This window comes from Legionella worsleiensis, assembly GCF_001467535.1.
GTDB classification, from domain to species: Bacteria; Pseudomonadota; Gammaproteobacteria; order Legionellales; family Legionellaceae; genus Legionella; species Legionella worsleiensis.
The window spans coordinates 35,787-53,289 of the sequence record NZ_LNZC01000004.1 but is presented as its reverse complement, the minus strand read 5'-3'; the positions used below and the strand labels follow the sequence as shown (position 1 = coordinate 53,289).

The following is a 17,503-nucleotide window of genomic DNA, read 5'->3' as shown; positions in this document are numbered from 1 at the left end:
AGAAAATTTTGAATTTCGGTATTATACTAAAAATTTTTATCGGAATACTTGAGGATTATGCAAATAATCAAATCATCATTATTTACTGGCGATTTTGCTTGGCAGGCACTGGATATTGCTCAAATATCTGGTGCGACCATTAGACTGCATTGGACAGATCAACCATACGTTTGGCATAAAAATGATGGAGATGAAGTTTTTGTCGTTCTGGAAGGGCACGTAATTATGCACTACCTTGAGGGGGGGATAGAAAATCAAAAAGAATTAAAGGTCGGAGATATATGTTATTTGAAAGAAGGGTGCGAGCACGTAGCTCATCCACAAGGGATTGCGAGAATACTTGTTATCGAGAAAGCAGGTAGTATTTAAAATTGGTTTACTTTGTCAGTAACTAATGACGTCTTAAATTGGCAATTCTGCTTTACAGATGTTGTTATTTTTACCTGGCCAAATTAATTCGGATTTATGGCAAGAATTGAATAAGCGAAATCGGTAATCCTCTGGGAGAGTTTCTCCCTTTTTGAGGAAATCAACAATATTCCTTACCCTCATGCCACAAGGCAGTAACCACATGACATGTTACTGTATTTGGCATGACTATTTTTCTAGGACTTACATGCACAAGTTTAATTCTATTTTCACTATTAATCTTGATATAACGTGAGCGACCAGTCGTATAGTAAATTTTGCGAACAGGGATTTGCGTACTAAGACCAATCTGATTCAGAGCTACAGCAGGATGAACCGTTATTGTTTCACCTGTTTTCTTAGACACAGCTTTTATGATTTTGTCTGTACTTGGCGGAATTGGACGATCGGTCAGAAAGCGATTTTTTTCTGGTCTAAAATATATACCACGACATATAGTACCCACTTCATTGTTTTTTACTAACCGCAATAAAACACGTTGCACAAGCTTAATTGGATACTTCTTATAAATTGAGTCCACAAAAAAAATCCTTCCTCTTGGAATTTTCTTAATGACTTTTTCAATTGATACTATTGTGTTCATATCTTCTACCTGCGTTTTTAAATCTTTCAAATATTGTTAACCATAACTACCAGACCGGTATTACTTTTTTAATCAGCGAGCGTAGCCTAATAAAAAACCTTATGGGTCTGGGAATGTTTGCCCCGATTCAACCAAAGATAATTTGGACAAATCCTGGTTGCAAGCAACCAGGATTCGCTTGCTAGAGAATTTAAACGGGTAAAGGGGTCGCACCTTCACTTAAGATATCAAGGTATTTTTGATACACATAGATTTTATTTCGAGCCTTGCCAGTGCTCTCTTTTACTATGCCAAGCGTGACTAATTGTTTTAGAGAGCTATTGGCTGTTGGTAATGAAAGATTACAATTTTCTACAATCCTTTTGCTATTAGCTGTAGGATGTCTCTGCAAATAATAATGCACAACTAACATTGATGCAGATGATTTCCCCGCAGATTCTATATGCAGTCTATCTTCTTTAAAAAGCCTAAGAATTGATTGAGCTGTAGTGACAGCCTGATTTGCCGTTTCGATTACGCCCTTAAGGAAAAATTGCAACCATTCTTCCCAGTCTCCTGAATCCCTGACAAGCTGTAGATGCTCGTAATAATGTTGGCGGTTAGCTTTAAAGTAGAGACTTAAATACAGCATCGGTTGAGCCATTATTCCATCTACACATAAAATAAAGGTTATGAGCAGCCGTCCTAAACGGCCATTCCCGTCTAAAAAGGGATGGATAGTTTCAAATTGATGATGTGCAAGAGCAGCTTTAATTAAGGTGGGTAATTTAATTGTCTCATCGTGTAGGAATTTTTCCAGAGAGTCTAAAGTCTCCATTAATCTTTCTGGAGGAGGGGGAACAAATTTAGCATTACCAGGTCGTGTGCCACCAATCCAATTTTGTGAGCAACGAAATTCACCAGGTTGTTTAGAGCTGCCACGGCCTCGGCTTAATAACATTTCATGCATTTCACGAATCAGTCTTAATGAAAGAGGGAATCCCCCTTTGATACGCTCTAGGCCATGCTCCATTGCTGCTACATAATTAGAAACCTCTATAACATCTTGATTAGGTACACCAGAAACTTCCTGATTTTCATATAATAATAAATCTGATAAAGATGACTGAGTTCCCTCTATTTGAGAGGATAAAACAGCTTCCTTTCTTATGTACATGTATAGAAATAATGATGGATCGGGTAAAATAATACTTAAACCATCTAATCGACCTAGGGCGATATTTGCTTGATCAAGGAGCGGATATATTTTATCCATTTCAATCGGTGGATAAGGGGAAAGCGGTTTTGGTACATATGCTGCGTAAATTTCTCCCGCTACTGAACTTTGAATCTGTTCACCCACTCTCTCAATATATGCAGTCATCTTTGTCCATTAATAAAATAAATAGAGGTTCATTTAATTAACAATTAATTTAACGTAAAGATCTTTATTAAGCAATATCCTTAATAAAGGAAATGCCGCTTTCTTTAATTAATAAAAAAATTTATAATGGCACCAATTTGTAAACTAAGGGACAATTAACCACACCGAGGGGTCAGATCTTGCTTTTTGCCTTAATCCATAAATGTCATCAAGCTTGGAATTAACTCTTGATAATTATTTCCCAGTGCATTAATTTTCTTTCAAAAGGAATCAAGCAAGTCCAGGATTAGCGATGGCAAGACCTTTGCGCATTGAGTTTGCTGGTGGGCTCTATCACATCACCAGTCGAGGAAATAGAAAAGAGGCGATCTATTTATCAGATGAAGACAGAGAAAATTTTTTATCTATTTTGGGTGATGTTTGTTTAAAATACCAGTGGTTATGCCATTCGTATTGTCTAATGACAAATCATTACCATTTACTGATTGAAACTCCGCTCGGTAATCTTTCAAAAGGAATGCGTTACCAAAACGGTGTATCCACTCAGAAATTTAATACATCACACAAGCGTATTGGGCATGTCCTGCAAGGTCGCTATAAATCTATACTGGTTGAGAAAGACAGTTGTCTATTGGAGTTGTCACGTTACCTAGTATTAAATCCTGTTAGAGCAAAGATGGTTGAAAAGGCAGGTGAGTGGCATTGGAGTAGTTATTTAGCAACAAGTGGTAGAGCATCAGTTCCATCATGGCTGACTGTTGATTGGCTTTTATCATCATTTGGTTCTATTAAATCAGAGGCATTAATAAACTATGAACAATTCGTTGATGCTGGTTTAAGTAAGAAAAGTCCGTTGCTTGATCTAAAGCATCAAATATATCTTGGTTCGGATGAGTTTATTTCCAGGGCAGTGAGCTATGTTAAGCCTACAATTGATTTTACAGATATTTCCAGGACTCATTTACCTGATTTAATTAAAGGCATTGCAATTGAAGAATATGAACGAATGCCAGACAATCGAGATGAGGCAATATATAGTTTATATAAAAGTGGATTGTATTCTATGAAGGAAATTGGAAAACATTTTGGGCTTCATTATTCAAGAATTAGTAGAATTATAAAACAACATTATATGCGAGAGGCAAAGGGCAAGATCTGACCCTCTATTTTCTTGAGAGCAAAATCATTACTGCGTGTTAGTTAATAACTTCTCCACCTCGCTCCAAGGTAATCGACTGCCAGAATCTCTCATTCGCTGAAAAGCAACTCGTGCAACTTCAACGGTAATTTTCTTGTCCGCAAGCATCTGTTTAACAAGCCATATAGTGCCATGTACCTCAACATTCAAATCTTTGGCTGCATCACGCAGAGCTTTATCACCCGTTAACAGTTGGCAACCCTCATGTTTAGCAAGTATTAGTGCAAGCATATCGTTAACACTTGGCCTCACATATTTTTGATGAAGACCGTAAGCTTCTGCAACTAAATCACCACTCATTGTTTTACATATTAATCCAAGCTGCGATAGGTGAGCATGTCTTTCCTCTAGCTCTTCAGCAAATAAGGTATCGGGTACTGCAAATTGGTATGACAAGCTAAACATTAAGTTCGTTAAATCGCCACATTCAATATCAATTAATACACATGCATCACTTATAACAAGCAACATCTTGGCTCTCCATAGCACGCAAAGATCTAAATGATTCGAGCGGCAGATTCATTAGTTCAGCGGCTTTAGATTCACCAATATATTGTTCAGCAATAGCATGAAAAATCATTTGTTCAAAAATGTGAGCTATTTCTTTAGGGTATTGTTCACCTGGTTCTTTTTTAGACCATCCACGATCATTAAATTCCGCACGTATTTGACGATAAATATTATTAGAGATAATTCCAGTTTCTTCCGCGCGGTGCAGAATACTGGTCATACTAATCCCAAATTCTTGCTTCAGCAAACTTAGCTCACGTGGTTCAATAGAATTACGGTGTACTCCTAAAACGTTTATAAGAGACTGTCTTGGTAACAGGAATGCACCTGCAAATCTATTGCAGCAACTCTCAATATCCAAATTATCCCCAAGACGACTATCTAAGAGAAGGTGACCTAGTTCATGCGCTAAGGTAAATCGTTGCCGATCACCAGGGCTTTGATTACTAACAACGAAAATAGGAATTTCATTGACCTTTACATAAAGTCCATCAATTTTTGGATATTGCTCATTGTCAAGTTGGAATACTTTTATACCATTCTCTTCAAATATATCGATTAAATCAGGAATAGGATCAGAGCCTAAATTCCATTTTCTGCGGATCTGGTCTGCTAACTTTTCAATGTCATCAAAATGATTGATTATCTTAGGCAAGTTCTTAATTGAAAATGGTTGCACTGGTGGGGTTGGGAATAAACCTTCAAGTTCAACACGGCGTTCAATTTGATCTAATACTATTGCACTGATCTCTTCCAGTTGGTGTGCGGGCATATCAGCGTGCTTCCGGTATTGGATGTTTTTCAAAGTAAAACGCTCTGGTCTAAAAAAATACTCCACTTTGACGTGAAGCGCCTTCGCCAGCTTGATAAGAACATCTGAAGAAGGAGTCACCTCATTATCTTCATATTTTTTAACAGCAGCATGGCTCAGCGCAATTTGCTCTCCCAAATTACGCAGAGACAAGCCTGATGCTTTTCGCGCTCTTTGAATTCGATTACCTAACATTGATCAATCCTCATAGTTTACATTTATAATTATATACCATATTTTTGTAAACTTTAAATTTATTTGATATATTCACCACAGGTGTTCGTTGTTCGCAAACAGAAGAACATTTTAAGATGCTGATAATAGTAATAATAAGAAGAAATATATGGACTCTGCGCGCGATATATCTACTGGTAAAATCATTGAAGCTGAACAGTTATGGCTTCTATCGCCTATCAATGCTAATAATTATATTTGCAGAGGTTGTAATGCAATAGTTACTCCTTGTTCATATCATCCACAAAATAAAAAGCGTCCTTATTTTAGTGCAAAACAAGGACATAAAATTGATTGTGATGTTGATGGTGAAATTGAGTTAGTTAAGCGAGCAAGAAAAGAGCGTATTACCACTCAAGATGGTTTCCCTGGCAATTTTCCAAGAAAACTGGTGTTGCATGACAAGCGCCCTGTAGTCGCTGCTATTTGTAAGGGTTCATCTCATATAAGTGAATCTCAATCAATTCAATTTAAGCTAATCAATACAGAGAATAACGACCATTGTCGAACTGTATCAACTATACGACAAATTTGCCGTGTATTTATCAATTTTCCCTTTGATCGTGATCTTCCTTTAACTGTGCCGGGGATTTCGAGTAATACTTATCAATATGTTTTTTGGTCTCTTAAAAGAAATCAAATTATACTTTACCCACAACTAAAAATTTTTTATGCGCCTATTAGTTGGAAAGCCCTGGTTGTAGACAGTGATCATTTAGATATTCAATTGAATGCTGGTGAATGGGGAGAAAAAGGGTTTAGCTGCTCTTACAAAGTCAGAATCAATTGGAAAGACTGGGGAACAGCAAAACGAAACTATGTTACTAAAGAAATAGAAATTGCCAGATTAGAAGCTATAGAAGCCGATAAACGTGGAGACAAGCAGAAAGGATGGTTATTTTTTATTGGAAAACAGGATAGTATTGATCCATCAATTTTTCATGTTGAGGATCACAGACTTATATGTTGTTTGGTTGCTGAAATGCTCTATCCGAAATAAGATACCATGAGGAGTCTGTATTGAGTTTTGCTTTTGTGGAAATGTGGAATTTGGTTCAATTCCAAGGGTAACACTCCACAAACAGGTGCCTATTTGAGGGCTTTTTCAAAAATCACATTCAAATAATTATTTATTATCAATCAATTAGATAGTAAATGTTATGGACGCCGCCTCAATCGTTAAAATCATTCCTGGCCACCAAAGATCCTTGTTAAACTGGGACATGGGTTTAATTTACAAATACATTAACAATTAAATGAATAAGAATGTTTTTTAAGTTTGGTTCCTCGCAAACGGTATATTACTAAGATCCGCATAATTATTTTTTATGCTTCTTCCAGATACCTGGCAACCTTTGCTCCGCATAGTGCACATTCGCCTGCAAGAGAAATTGTGTTGCCATTTTCTATGGCAACTGGATGGTTCATTCTGCATACATCTCTGCATTGACCACACCAGACATTATTTAAAATCAACTCTTTTTGTTGGATCTTTTCTCATGGCTGGAGCGTTTTTTTGGTACCACTTACACTTGCGGTTTCTGGAATTAAGGTTCTTTGTTTTGCCAATTTCCAATAGCGCATCAATTCATCAAATGATTTGCCTTGTAGATTTTCTAACCCTTGCTCTTTCGCAATGGCCTTCATAGCGTTTAAACGATGTTCAAATTTATCCAGGCTTTTTCGGAGGGTAAGCTCAGTATCAAAGTTGCAATAAGTGCATAAAGAAAAGGCCGCATGCAGTAGATCACCTATTTCATCTTGCAAGGCTGTTCTGTTGTCTTTTGATTCCAGATGTTCTTCTATTTCCAGGCACTCATTGCGAATTTGTTCCATAATTTGGGCTTTGGTTTCCCATTTTAGACCAAAAAGAACGGCTTCTTTTTCTAAATTATCAATATCATCAAAAATGGTTTTCTTCATAGATTAGTTGTGCTCCATACAACATGTCAACCAATTCACCAAAAGTTGCAATATCCTTAAGCCAAACGAGATCTGGCAACTTATTGTAAAATCAGCAAAGCTGTTAGTATATCACTATCGATTGCTTTTAAACGACACCAATCATATTATCCAGGGCAAACGCATCTAAATTATGAACATAAATCTCCACCCTTTTGCCTACGTCCTGCGCTTTATGCGCAGGATCCATGCGATCTTAGTGCAGGCTAAGATCTGGATTCTGCGCATAAAGCGCAGAACGTAGGCATATTGGTCTTAGATAATACGTTTAGATGCGTTTACCCTGTCATATTATCAGACCTGAAATTGCACCGTTGATTCTATTTTTAATTGCCAAAAAGATATTCGATAATTCCCATACCTTCAGAGTTTAGGTACTCAGGTTTTGGTTCTGTTTATTCACGATTTTTTGCTAGAATCTTTATGCCTGAATCGGAAGCAATAGAACAATTTTGGCAAACTATAGAGGCAATAAACGCCAAGCTTCATTAACTGTATGCAAAAAGGTATAAATTTCTATGTCTATTGATAAAATAGTATGTGTCGGAAAAAATTATCTCGATCATGCCAGAGAGCTTGGTGACGCAATTCCAGAACAACCGGTATTATTTTTAAAACCATCCAGCGTCCTCAACCAAGCTCCTGCCTGGGGAGATCATCTCCATCTTGATTTGCCCAATGCAGATAATGCGGTACAGCCTGAATGTGAAATTGTACTTCGCGTCGCTCATGATGGCTATAAAATGTCCTATGAAGAGGCCCGTAATGCCATTTCAGAGGTCACTCTTGGCCTCGATATGACTCTAAGAACACGTCAGTCCGAGTTAAAAAAACAGGGGCATCCCTGGACTACTGCCAAAGTTTTTCCAGATGCTGCTGTTTTGGGGCCATGGATTCCCTATCATCAGTTTCAAGAGTACTTGAATGTTGAATTCCAATTGTTCATTAATGGTACTCTCAAGCAATGCGCTAAAGGTTCGGATATGATGATGTGTCCCGTGGATTTATTGGTTTATATCAGCCAATTTTTTCCCTTAAAGTCTGGAGATATTATTTATACAGGAACCCCGGCAGGAGTCACCTCAATATCCAAACACACTTCTGCTGAATTACGCTGGGATAGTTATTCATTTAAGGTAACTTGGCACTAAGATCGTTATTGGCCTTTGATTAATTTAAAACAGAAACCCATAGCCAAAGTGTCCCAGTGTTTAGTTTAAGGCACCAGTTTTTTTGGGCTGAAAAGATACAACGGGTTTGTAAAAGCAATGATCATCATTAATTCAAAAAAAGCAAAGCCATTATAAATTGAACTTAAAAAAGGCAGGAGTTACTATATAACCTCGATATACCAAAAGAGAGAACCATGTTTCGAAAATTTTCTAAAGATTATCACTTAACAGCGCAAGACTTTCATGATGCCATACAAAATTTTGAGGCTCAAAAAGAATTGGTTTCGCGCCAACGAACCGAAGGAACTTTGTCCAAACATCAGGCACAAGAAGAACTGCAGCGCTTGTCGAGCTTGATTAGTTCTTACAGACAAAATATGGAGTCAGCACTTGAGGCCGAACAAGGAACGCATTATTCGCCTCGATAACTACCCAGCCAAATCCTAAGCAACCCGGCTTCAGCAGGGTTGCTTAGGTATCTTTGATACTACAAAGGAGGGTCTTAGCTAAGCGCCTTGAGTTTGCTTTTTTTGCAGATCAAAACGATCAAGATTCATTACTTTTACCCAAGCATTAACAAAATCCTGAGTAAATTGTTTGTTTATGCCATCAGTTGCATAAAATTCAGCAACAGCACGTAACTCCGAGTTGGATCCAAAGATTAGGTCGGCTGCAGTTGCTTTCCATTTTATTTGGCCTGTTTTTGTATCCACACCCTCATAAAGACCATCGGTGGACGATTTTTGCCATTTTGTTGACATATCCAGCAGATTCACAAAAAAGTCATTGGTTAATACACCCGGATTTTTTGTGAAGACTCCGTATTCGGTTTGTTTTGTATTCGCATTTAAAGCGCGCATACCACCAACCAAAACAGTCATTTCAGGTACTGACAATTTGAGCAGGCTTGCTTTTTTGACTAATAACTCTTCAGGAGATTGAGTATTATCTTGTTGATAATAATTACGAAATCCATCAGCGGTTGGCATCAAATAAGAAAAAGACTGCACGTCAGTTTGTTCTTGCGAGGCATCAGTTCGCCCTGGCGTAAATGGAACATCTACGGGATTACCTCCATCTTTTGCTGCTTTTTCCAAAGCAGCAGAACCGGCCAGAACGATGAGATCAGCAAGTGATATTTTCTTATTGCCCGTTTGCGCTTTATTAAAATTACCCTGTATCTGTTCCAGTTTGTTAAGGACTCGAGTCAGTTCTTCCGGGTTATTGGCCAACCAGTCTTTTTGTGGTGCCAGTCGAATTCGTGCTCCATTTGCCCCGCCTCTCATATCAGTGCCACGAAAACTTGATGCAGATGCCCAGGCAGTGCGAATTAATTCAGGAACAGTCAGTCCAGAATTTAATACCTGAACTTTAAGCGCCGTTATATCTTGAGCATCGACCAGTTGATGGTCTACAGGCGGAACAGGATCTTGCCAGACGAACTGCTCTTGAGGAACCATAGAGCCTAAATAACGAGAGCTTGGCCCCATATCTCGGTGTAATAATTTGAACCAGGCTTTAGCAAAGGCTTGTTCCAGCTCTTTGGGATGCTCCATGAAGCGTTGGGTAATTTTTTGATAGACCGGATCGAATCGCAGAGCCAAATCGGTTGTAAACATCATGGGAGCATGGCGTTTATTGGCTACATAAGCATCAGGAACAAATTGAGCAGCGCTGGCGTCACTGGGTTGCCATTGAATTGCGCCTCCTGGGCTTTTGGTTTGTACCCAAGTAAAACGATAGAGATTTTGTAGATAATTGTGTGACCAATGAGTTGGTGTTACTGTCCAGGCACCTTCCAATCCGCTAGTAATCGCATCTGCACCTTTGCCGGTTTGATAGGTATTTTTCCAGCCTAACCCTTGCTCTTCCAAACTGGCAGCTTCGGGCGCTGGCCCCACGTATTGAGATGGGCTTGCTGCTCCATGCGCCTTACCAAAGGCATGTCCTCCAGCAATAAGCGCTACAGTTTCTTCGTCATCCATTCCCATACGGCCAAATGCTTCACGTATATCCTTGGCTGCTGCCAAAGGGTCAGGGTTTCCATTCGGACCTTCCGGATTGACGTATATCAATCCCATTTGGGTAGCCGCCAAAGGTTTGGGTAAATTGCCTTTCCCATCATCCAGACGATTGCTGGCAAGCCATTCTTTTGCTCCCCAGTTCACGTACTCAGGCTCCCAGGCGTCTACACGACCACCGGCAAAACCCAGGGTCTTAAATCCCATGGAATCTACTGCGACATTTCCAGCAAGCACTAATAAATCTGCCCAGGAAATTTTGTTGCCGTATTTTTGTTTCACCGGCCAAAGCAGTCGCCGTGCTTTATCCAGATTGGCATTGTCTGGCCAACTGTTTAGGGGGGCAAAACGTTGATAGCCGCCATCTGCACCGCCAAGCCCATCTATGGCACGATAGGTACCTGCGCTGTGCCAGGTCATCCGAATAAAGAATGGACCGTAATTACCATAATCCGCAGGCCACCAATCTTGAGATGTAGTCATCAGTTGTTTCAAATCCTCTACAACAGCATTCAAGTCCAGACTGTTAAATTCTTGGGCATAATTGAACGAGGAACCGGCTGGATTTGAACGAGCGTCATTTTGACGAAGAGGGCTTAGGTCAAGCTTTTTGGGCCACCAGTAATCATTAGTTACTGCCTCGCCGGCTAAAGACGAGTGAGTAATTAAAGGAAGTATCATGAGAGCAATGCTGCGCTTTAACACCTGTTTTTTATCCTTATACATAACATTCTACCCTGAATATAGTGTGTTTTTCATTCTAGCTCAGGTATTTTCGTACAACAATAGAAATAAACAGGAAACTAAACGATAATCGCCATGCACCATGGAAATCATCACGATTCTGGCTTTTTCTAAATCCTGTAGAGGCGTGATAAATGAGCAAGCACAATTTAATATTCCCCAAGGAGCTTTAATGAGATATTCAAACAAAAAATTAGATTGTAAAAGTACCGTTTCAGGCAGTTTGTATTGCACGGGTATGCTGCTTTCTGCAGGAATGAATTTTAAGTTATACGGATTTGGTTTTAAATTGCTTTACTGCGTGTTGTCCTGGGCAAATGTAGGGTATTTAATCGGATGAATCATCTTGTCCTGAATGAACTTTTATGTTCTGTCCCGCAAGTGATTTCTAGGCACAGCCTGAACCATCCTCTAAAAAATCGTCAAATTCGTTAGCCAATCAAGAGCCTCGATAATTCTGCTGTGGATTGAGGCTCTATATTTTTAGTAAATGCTGAGGTTTTATTTTTATCGGAAGGTAGCTGAAATCAACGGGTTATGATTTTAAAAATCATGCCCAATCAGGTCTCCCTAAAAAAATCATTTAGGCATAATCAAAATGATAGGCTAGCGATGCAACAAGCTCATTTAAGTAAAAATGATTTGTTTCCAGGGGCGTAATAGTGCCTACACGTGCTCTGCGGGTATCGTAGAACACTGAAGACGTGCCTAATTTGCCTGCATCCCATGCAAAACGGGTAAACAGATGGTTTAGAGTAAGAGGTTATTTATTCCTTGATGATTGATTTGATGTTGTAGTTAGAGTGGCCTAATCCCAATAAGCGTATTTACAAAATTGAAACATAGCTTTACGATATTTTTTCTTCATCAAAAAGATGGAAATATAATGTTCATGGAGTTGCTGTTTGGATTATCTCGGTTTAAAGAAAAATCATTTCAGGAAATGAAGACTTTGTTTGAACAACTCAGTTGCGAGCAAAATCCTGAAACACTCTTTATTACCTGTTCTGACTCACGAATAGTCCCTAGTCTTATTACCCAGGCTTATCCCGGCGATTTATTTACCATCCGAAATATAGGGAATATTATTCCACCTTATCCCTCTGCGTTTAGCGAGACTGCAGCGCTTGAATACACCTTTAAAGTGCTGAATATAAAAGATGTCATCATTTGTGGGCATTCAAATTGCGGTGCCATGAAAGGATTGTTAACACCTCATATTGAAGAGCATTTACCTTCTGTTGCATCCTGGCTTTCTCATTCGCAAGCCGCATTAAACGCTGTTGAAGAGGCAAGAACATCTGGACTACGTGACCCTCTGCAAGAACTTGAAATGGCAACCAAAAAGAATATTGTGCAGCAAATGGAACATTTAAAATCATATCCCCTTATTTTAGATAAAATACAAAGAGGCGATTTGAAGGTGCATGGCTGGTATTATGAACTGAATAAGGGAAATGTATTTATTTACGACCCCTGTACTCAGGAGTTTATTGATTTTGACTCCGCATTAGAGCGTGAAATTGAATCCCGAAAAATCAAAATTCTGTCTGGTGTTTGCCTACAGTACCTGCAAGGTAGGGCGGTTTTAAAGCCAGCAGCTGATTACAGTCAGTCAACGGGGGAAATTCAGCAATTAAAAGAACCGTTATGGGAGTTAATTAAGGAGCCCCTCAAAGAGCAATTATGGGCGGAGCTTAGCGGATTTTATGAAGGTCCAGATGACAAAAAATTTCATGACTTGGTAGAGTCATGCGCATCGCTTAAGCTGCAAGCAATAGGGGAATTTGAGTCTGACGCCTCTTGTGCGAGCAGTTCTTCGCAAAGCCCTTTGTTAAGCGCCTCTATTTTTACCCAATCAGAACATCGAGGAATAGCTCGACATCTCGCTCAAGGATTGCCTGATAAAAAGGATGATTACGAACAAAACCCCGTCTCTCATTCTTTGATGACGTGATAACTGTTTTGAAGAAACAATTCGTTGCATTACATCAGGATAACGATAATATAGCCTGATTTTAAGTACTTTGGATTAGAAATGATTTCAATGTTTGCCATACCCAATTGCGATACCGTTAAAAAAGCACGTAAATTTTTGGAACATCATCAAGTAGTCTACGAATTTATTGATTTCAAAAAAACACCGCCAACAAAAGAGCAAATTAAGCTCTGGGGTGAATTTGCCGGGGAGCTGCCGATTAACAAGAAGGGAACGACGTACCGCAAATACAAAGATCATTATGAAGGATTAAGCAGTCTGCAACAAATTGATTTTATTATCGCCAACCCCTCCTTAATCAAGCGACCTGTTCTGGTGCAGGATAACCGTATTTTGGCTTTAGGTTTTGCTGAGGAACACTATGAGCATCTTTTAAAATCCTTGCGAGATAGCGCACGCTGAAATTAATGGAGCAGCCATTCCTTGTCACATTAGGGAATGGCTCTTTGTTTTATTCAAGCATACTGTGTAGCGCTATTACTGAGAAGGGCAGTATCCACGTCAGTTAAATTCTTACTGGAGGTTTTTTGTGTTTCTGATGTAAACACGGTTGATGTGTGAACCGGCGCAGAGAATGAGCCGTGGGTTTTGAGTAAATCTAAATCAGGTTGAGAACGATGATTTAAACTGTTTAGTATGTGCGTAGTCGAGTTATCAACGTGGTTTGACTTGGGTACTGGTTTGTTTGCTGATGCAAGGGTAAGACTATTTTGTTGTTTGAAACGATAAAGATTAGCTAAAATCAGTGTTGATTCAATCACCATTAACGCAACCCCCAGCACCGGATTCAAGGCAAAACCTACGGCAACAAACAATCCTGCTGCAACTAGAGTGATCCCTGTATTGTAGGCAAGGCTTAAGAACAGATTTTGAAAAATAGTTTGTTTGGTTTTTTTGGCCACATCAAATGCTGAGGCAATAGGGAATAATGTTCCTTGTTCTAACACTATGCCAGCTTCGTTTTGGGTGATGGAATCACCGATGGTTGATTTAACCGCAATACCGATATCAGCAGACGCTATGGCTGCAAGATCATTAGCCGCATCACCAACCATAGCCACCTTGCATCCTTTGGCTTGCAGTTGCTCGAGATAACGTGTTTTTGATTGTTTATCGGGTTCAGTCGAAATTCCCACTGTATTTGCTGCAATGTTGGTTTTCTCTATGCCTAAAAGAGCAGCGTATCGTTCTGCTGTTGCTTGATCTGCTCCTGTACAAAGATGCACTGTTTTACCAAGGCGTTTGAGCTGGCTTACCGTGGCTAGCGCATCTGAACGTAAAGGATCGGTTAATGCAATTTGACCGATAACAGTTGTTCCTCGCACCAGGTAAATGGAACCGTTTTCAGGATTATCGAATGGTGCATTGATTTGTGTGATGTTATTGGCTTTTAGCATGTTGTTGTTGCCAATAATGAATTGCTCCCCATTGATGATGCCTTTAATACCCGAGTGATGGCTTGTATCGACTGAGGTCAGGGTTAATGATTCACTCACGCCAGGGTATTTTTCGTTTATATATGCCGCAATAACTTTTGCTGCTGGATGAGGCGATTGCGTTTCCAAAAGCGCAATTTGCCCCAATAATTCCTCATCCAAAATATGGATGGATTCCAAGGCAATAGAGCCTTCAGTGAGAGTACCATTCAAATCAAAAACTACAGTGTCTATATCCGCTGCGGCTTGTAATGTTTTACCGTTTTTTACATGGATCCCTTGTTCCGAGGTTTTATTCATGCCAATTTTAACTGCCAGGGGTGTAATCAGGCTTAAAGCGCAGGGACAGGCGCTCACCAGTACCGAGATAACACATTGGATCGCAATAGCGGGGGTAAATAATAAACCAATAGTTAATCCAGATACTAAAGCAACGCCCAGTAACCCCGGAATAAAATAGTACAGTACCCTATTGGCAAAGAGCTCAATTGGCGCTTTTTCTTGATTGGCTTTATTCACATTTTTGGCGATTAATGAAAGAAAGGAATTTTGAAATGTTTTTGTAACACGCAGTTCTAAAGAGGACTCACTTTCGGCCAGTTGCATGCCTGCCTTTACCCTATCTCCTGGATTAAACCAGCGTGGCTTGGGAGAGCCGTTAATGCGAGTGGTATAGAGCAGCGTTTTGCGGGTGACTATACCATCAACAGGAATTATCTCGTTTTTATCAAGAATGATGATGTCGTTTGGCATGAGTTGTTTGATAGACGTTTCTTTATTGGCTTGCCCTTTTAACTGAACCAAGGGGTTTAGGCAGTCTCTAACATCGAGTTTTTTATTGATTTTATCAATCAAGCCATGCTCTATTCCTTCGCCCAGGTGCCAAAAGCCTAATACTAAAGGAGCAGCCTCAAACATCATTGGCAATCCAGGAACAAACATACTGGTTATAGATACCCCTACTATGGTTAACGTACTGATCGTGTAAAGGGTTGCGGTATCCCAATTAAGCTTCTTTAAGTTGTTCCAGGCAGATTGATATACAGACCACCCCAGATACAGGGTCATCAAGGCAGTCAGTCCGGTGATGACGTAATAGGCGATTAAAGGGATGTTCAAACTGGCAATAGACAGGATAAGTAAGCCTATACCCCAGATTAATCCTAGCGATGCTTTTAGCCAATGATTTTCATGATGATCATGGTCATGATGGTGGCTATGGCTATGGCTATGGCTATGGTTATGGTTATGGTTATGGTTATGGTGGTGAGTTTTTTTCGTTTTTTTTGAATGTGTCTTCGTCTGTTTGGTCTGTTTTACTGGGGAATGGTGGGCATGATGTTTTTCTTTTTTTTCTTCTGTGTTCGCAAACCGTTCCGACTCTAAAAGTTCATCTAAAACAATTTTTTCCTTTAACAGCAGATCACTAAGTTGTCTGTGCACCAAGTGTTGGTCTTTGGATGCAGACAATACGCTAAGACTTTTGTGAGTTTTGCTGTTGTCTATGGCAATACGTACTACGCCTAACTCCTTAGCAGCATTCAAAATTCCTTCAATGTTTGCCGTTTCAAGATCGTGCATTTCATCAGAAAGATGAAAGCGAAAGTTATAATAGTACATGCTTTTCCTCTATTGATAATGATAAGAGAGAGCCTGATGAAGATTTTTTAAGGCAACCTTCAAAAGTGTTATAATATAACACTCAATTGCTAAAGAGCAAGTAAGACTACATAATTTTTAAACACTATATTGAATTTATGAGAGGTGCAGAGTTCTTGGTGTGATTTGCGTTCATTGATATCAAGAGTGTGATAAAATAAAACGTCCAGATAATTAAACCCATAGTATAGACCGTTGATGAAGCATCATTTGTTGGATAGAGCATACAAACATTGTGTGAACCATGGCTACCGATTTACAGAGCCAAGGGAGCGTGTTCTCAAAATTTTGGTCGATGAGAGAAAACCGCTAGGCGCTTACGATATATTACAGCGATTGTCTTTGGAAATGGTCAATCCTAAACCGCCGACGGTTTATCGAGCCATACAGTTCTGGCATCAGGAAGGCTTTGTTCATTGTATAGACAGTCTTAAGTCTTATGTTGCCTGTTTGCATGGACACCACGTGGGACAAGCTCAATTTCTTATTTGTAATCAATGTGATTTTGTTAAAGAACTGGAGTGTGTTATTGATTTTAGTGCTGTAACAGAATCTGCTAACACCATCGATTTTTCAATTATTAATTGTACCGTAGAAATAAAAGGTCTTTGCGCTGCGTGTCATTTTGCCAAATCAGGTAATTAGAGTGAGTGTTAGGGCGTTATCGCTGTCATCCTTCAATTTTTGTCTAAAAAATAGGCAATGATATGGGCTCATCCTCCCTTATACGTGTTGACAATTGCCCCCCCGCCTACGTGCCTCGGCTTGTCCGAGGCATCCAAGGATGCTCAAATTAAAGGCATTAATCCGTTGATTAAAAAGAGCGAAATCATGCTACAACAAAGGATTTATGACAAGCCTACTCTTCTGTAATCAGTTCAATTTGAATGATATTATTCAAGCGAATCCAAAACTCGATAACAAGGAAGAATAAATGAACGTATTTTACGTCTATATGATGGCGAGTAAGCGCAATGGCACTCTATATGTCGGATCAATGTCTGATGTGATCAAACGGGTTTGGGAGCACAAAAATAAATTAATATCAGGATTTACTGCTCGGTATACTGTTCCTATGTTGGTCTATTACGAAATGCATTCAACTTACCTGGAAGCCGCTCGACGTGAAAAACGTTTTAAAAACTGGTGCAGACAATGGAAAATTAATTTGATTGAAGATCTTAATCCCGAGTGGCGTGATCTGTATGAGGAAATTTGTTCTTAATCGAGATCTCTTGGATGCCTCGAACAAGTCGAGGCACGTAGGCGGGAGCAATTGTCAACACACCCTAATATCCATCTGGGATCATGCGACTTATATTCGCTTCTTGACGCATAAAATAAGCTATAATTATTCATGGGTTAGGGCTTTCCATACAGTT

The 17,503-nt window shown here is 39.4% G+C and carries 17 protein-coding genes; 10 read left to right on the top strand and 7 right to left on the bottom strand.

The genetic code is table 11. The features are described 5' to 3' along the window. Positions 1-57: 57 nt before the first annotated feature. Entirely contained in the window at positions 58-369 is a 312-nt protein-coding gene (locus Lwor_RS02820) for a cupin domain-containing protein (protein WP_058492385.1), read from the top strand. Positions 370-529: 160 nt separating this feature from the next. Here Lwor_RS02820 and Lwor_RS02815 read toward each other — a convergent pair whose 3' ends face one another. Together Lwor_RS02815 and Lwor_RS14050 are read right to left on the bottom strand one after the other, a co-directional pair. Next, the gene (locus Lwor_RS02815) at positions 530-1,012 is read right to left on the bottom strand and encodes a DUF6088 family protein (RefSeq protein WP_058492384.1); all 483 of its coding nucleotides are present in this window, start codon (positions 1,010-1,012) and stop codon (positions 530-532) included. A 190-nt stretch (positions 1,013-1,202) separates the two neighbouring features. Beyond that, a complete protein-coding gene (locus Lwor_RS14050) occupies positions 1,203-2,375 on the bottom strand; it encodes a Fic family protein (RefSeq protein ID WP_083501565.1) in 1,173 nt (390 codons plus the stop codon). 292 nt (positions 2,376-2,667) lie between these two features. Here Lwor_RS14050 and Lwor_RS02805 point away from each other — a divergent pair, with 292 nt between their 5' ends. Beyond that, a complete protein-coding gene (locus tag Lwor_RS02805) occupies positions 2,668-3,534 on the top strand; it encodes a transposase (RefSeq protein ID WP_058492383.1) in 867 nt (288 codons plus the stop codon). A gap of 27 nt (positions 3,535-3,561) precedes the next feature. On the opposite strand, the gene Lwor_RS02800 is transcribed toward Lwor_RS02805, so the two are convergent. Both Lwor_RS02800 and Lwor_RS02795 read right to left on the bottom strand, forming a co-directional pair. Further along, a complete protein-coding gene (locus Lwor_RS02800) occupies positions 3,562-4,044 on the bottom strand; it encodes a PIN domain-containing protein (protein ID WP_058492382.1) in 483 nt (160 codons plus the stop codon). After that, positions 4,025-5,089: a helix-turn-helix domain-containing protein gene (locus Lwor_RS02795; RefSeq protein ID WP_058492381.1), complete on the bottom strand. Its 1,065-nt coding sequence runs from the start codon at positions 5,087-5,089 to the stop codon at positions 4,025-4,027. The genes Lwor_RS02800 and Lwor_RS02795 overlap by 20 nt, the downstream gene beginning before the upstream one ends. Positions 5,090-5,237: 148 nt before the next feature. Between Lwor_RS02795 and Lwor_RS13995 the strand changes: the two genes are divergently transcribed. Then, a complete protein-coding gene (locus Lwor_RS13995) occupies positions 5,238-6,128 on the top strand; it encodes a hypothetical protein (RefSeq protein ID WP_065235832.1) in 891 nt (296 codons plus the stop codon). Positions 6,129-6,625: 497 nt separating this feature from the next. Here the strand turns inward: Lwor_RS13995 and Lwor_RS02785 are convergent, their stop codons facing one another. Then, positions 6,626-7,051, bottom strand: a complete 426-nt coding sequence (locus Lwor_RS02785) for a MazG nucleotide pyrophosphohydrolase domain-containing protein (protein WP_058492380.1) — start codon at positions 7,049-7,051, stop codon at positions 6,626-6,628. A gap of 557 nt (positions 7,052-7,608) precedes the next feature. Between Lwor_RS02785 and Lwor_RS02780 the strand changes: the two genes are divergently transcribed. After that, complete coding sequence (locus Lwor_RS02780) at positions 7,609-8,241, top strand: fumarylacetoacetate hydrolase family protein (protein WP_058492379.1); 633 nt, start codon at positions 7,609-7,611, stop codon at positions 8,239-8,241. 215 nt (positions 8,242-8,456) lie between these two features. After that, positions 8,457-8,690 (top strand): hypothetical protein, encoded by a 234-nt coding sequence (locus tag Lwor_RS02775; RefSeq protein WP_058492378.1) that lies wholly within the window; start codon positions 8,457-8,459, stop codon positions 8,688-8,690. 78 nt (positions 8,691-8,768) lie between these two features. On the opposite strand, the gene katG is transcribed toward Lwor_RS02775, so the two are convergent. Beyond that, on the bottom strand, positions 8,769-10,964 hold the full coding sequence (katG, locus tag Lwor_RS02770; RefSeq protein ID WP_058492460.1) for a catalase/peroxidase HPI: 2,196 nt from the start codon (positions 10,962-10,964) through the stop codon (positions 8,769-8,771). A gap of 235 nt (positions 10,965-11,199) precedes the next feature. Here katG and Lwor_RS02765 point away from each other — a divergent pair, with 235 nt between their 5' ends. The 3 genes from Lwor_RS02765 (at position 11,200) to Lwor_RS02755 (ending at position 13,428) form a co-directional block, all read left to right on the top strand. Then, positions 11,200-11,367: a hypothetical protein gene (locus Lwor_RS02765; RefSeq protein ID WP_157063121.1), complete on the top strand. Its 168-nt coding sequence runs from the start codon at positions 11,200-11,202 to the stop codon at positions 11,365-11,367. Positions 11,368-11,913: 546 nt separating this feature from the next. Beyond that, complete coding sequence (locus tag Lwor_RS02760) at positions 11,914-12,984, top strand: carbonic anhydrase (RefSeq protein ID WP_058492376.1); 1,071 nt, start codon at positions 11,914-11,916, stop codon at positions 12,982-12,984. 81 nt (positions 12,985-13,065) lie between these two features. After that, complete coding sequence (locus tag Lwor_RS02755; RefSeq protein WP_058492375.1) at positions 13,066-13,428, top strand: arsenate reductase family protein; 363 nt, start codon at positions 13,066-13,068, stop codon at positions 13,426-13,428. A 53-nt stretch (positions 13,429-13,481) separates the two neighbouring features. On the opposite strand, the gene Lwor_RS02750 is transcribed toward Lwor_RS02755, so the two are convergent. Further along, positions 13,482-16,082 (bottom strand): heavy metal translocating P-type ATPase, encoded by a 2,601-nt coding sequence (locus Lwor_RS02750; RefSeq protein WP_083501563.1) that lies wholly within the window; start codon positions 16,080-16,082, stop codon positions 13,482-13,484. A 237-nt stretch (positions 16,083-16,319) separates the two neighbouring features. Here Lwor_RS02750 and Lwor_RS02745 point away from each other — a divergent pair, with 237 nt between their 5' ends. Continuing rightward, entirely contained in the window at positions 16,320-16,766 is a 447-nt protein-coding gene (locus tag Lwor_RS02745) for a Fur family transcriptional regulator (protein WP_058492374.1), read from the top strand. A 289-nt stretch (positions 16,767-17,055) separates the two neighbouring features. After that, positions 17,056-17,346 carry a GIY-YIG nuclease family protein gene (locus Lwor_RS02740; RefSeq protein ID WP_058492373.1) on the top strand — a complete coding sequence of 97 codons (291 nt, stop codon included), beginning with the start codon at positions 17,056-17,058 and terminating at the stop codon, positions 17,344-17,346. Positions 17,347-17,503: the final 157 nt, after the last annotated feature.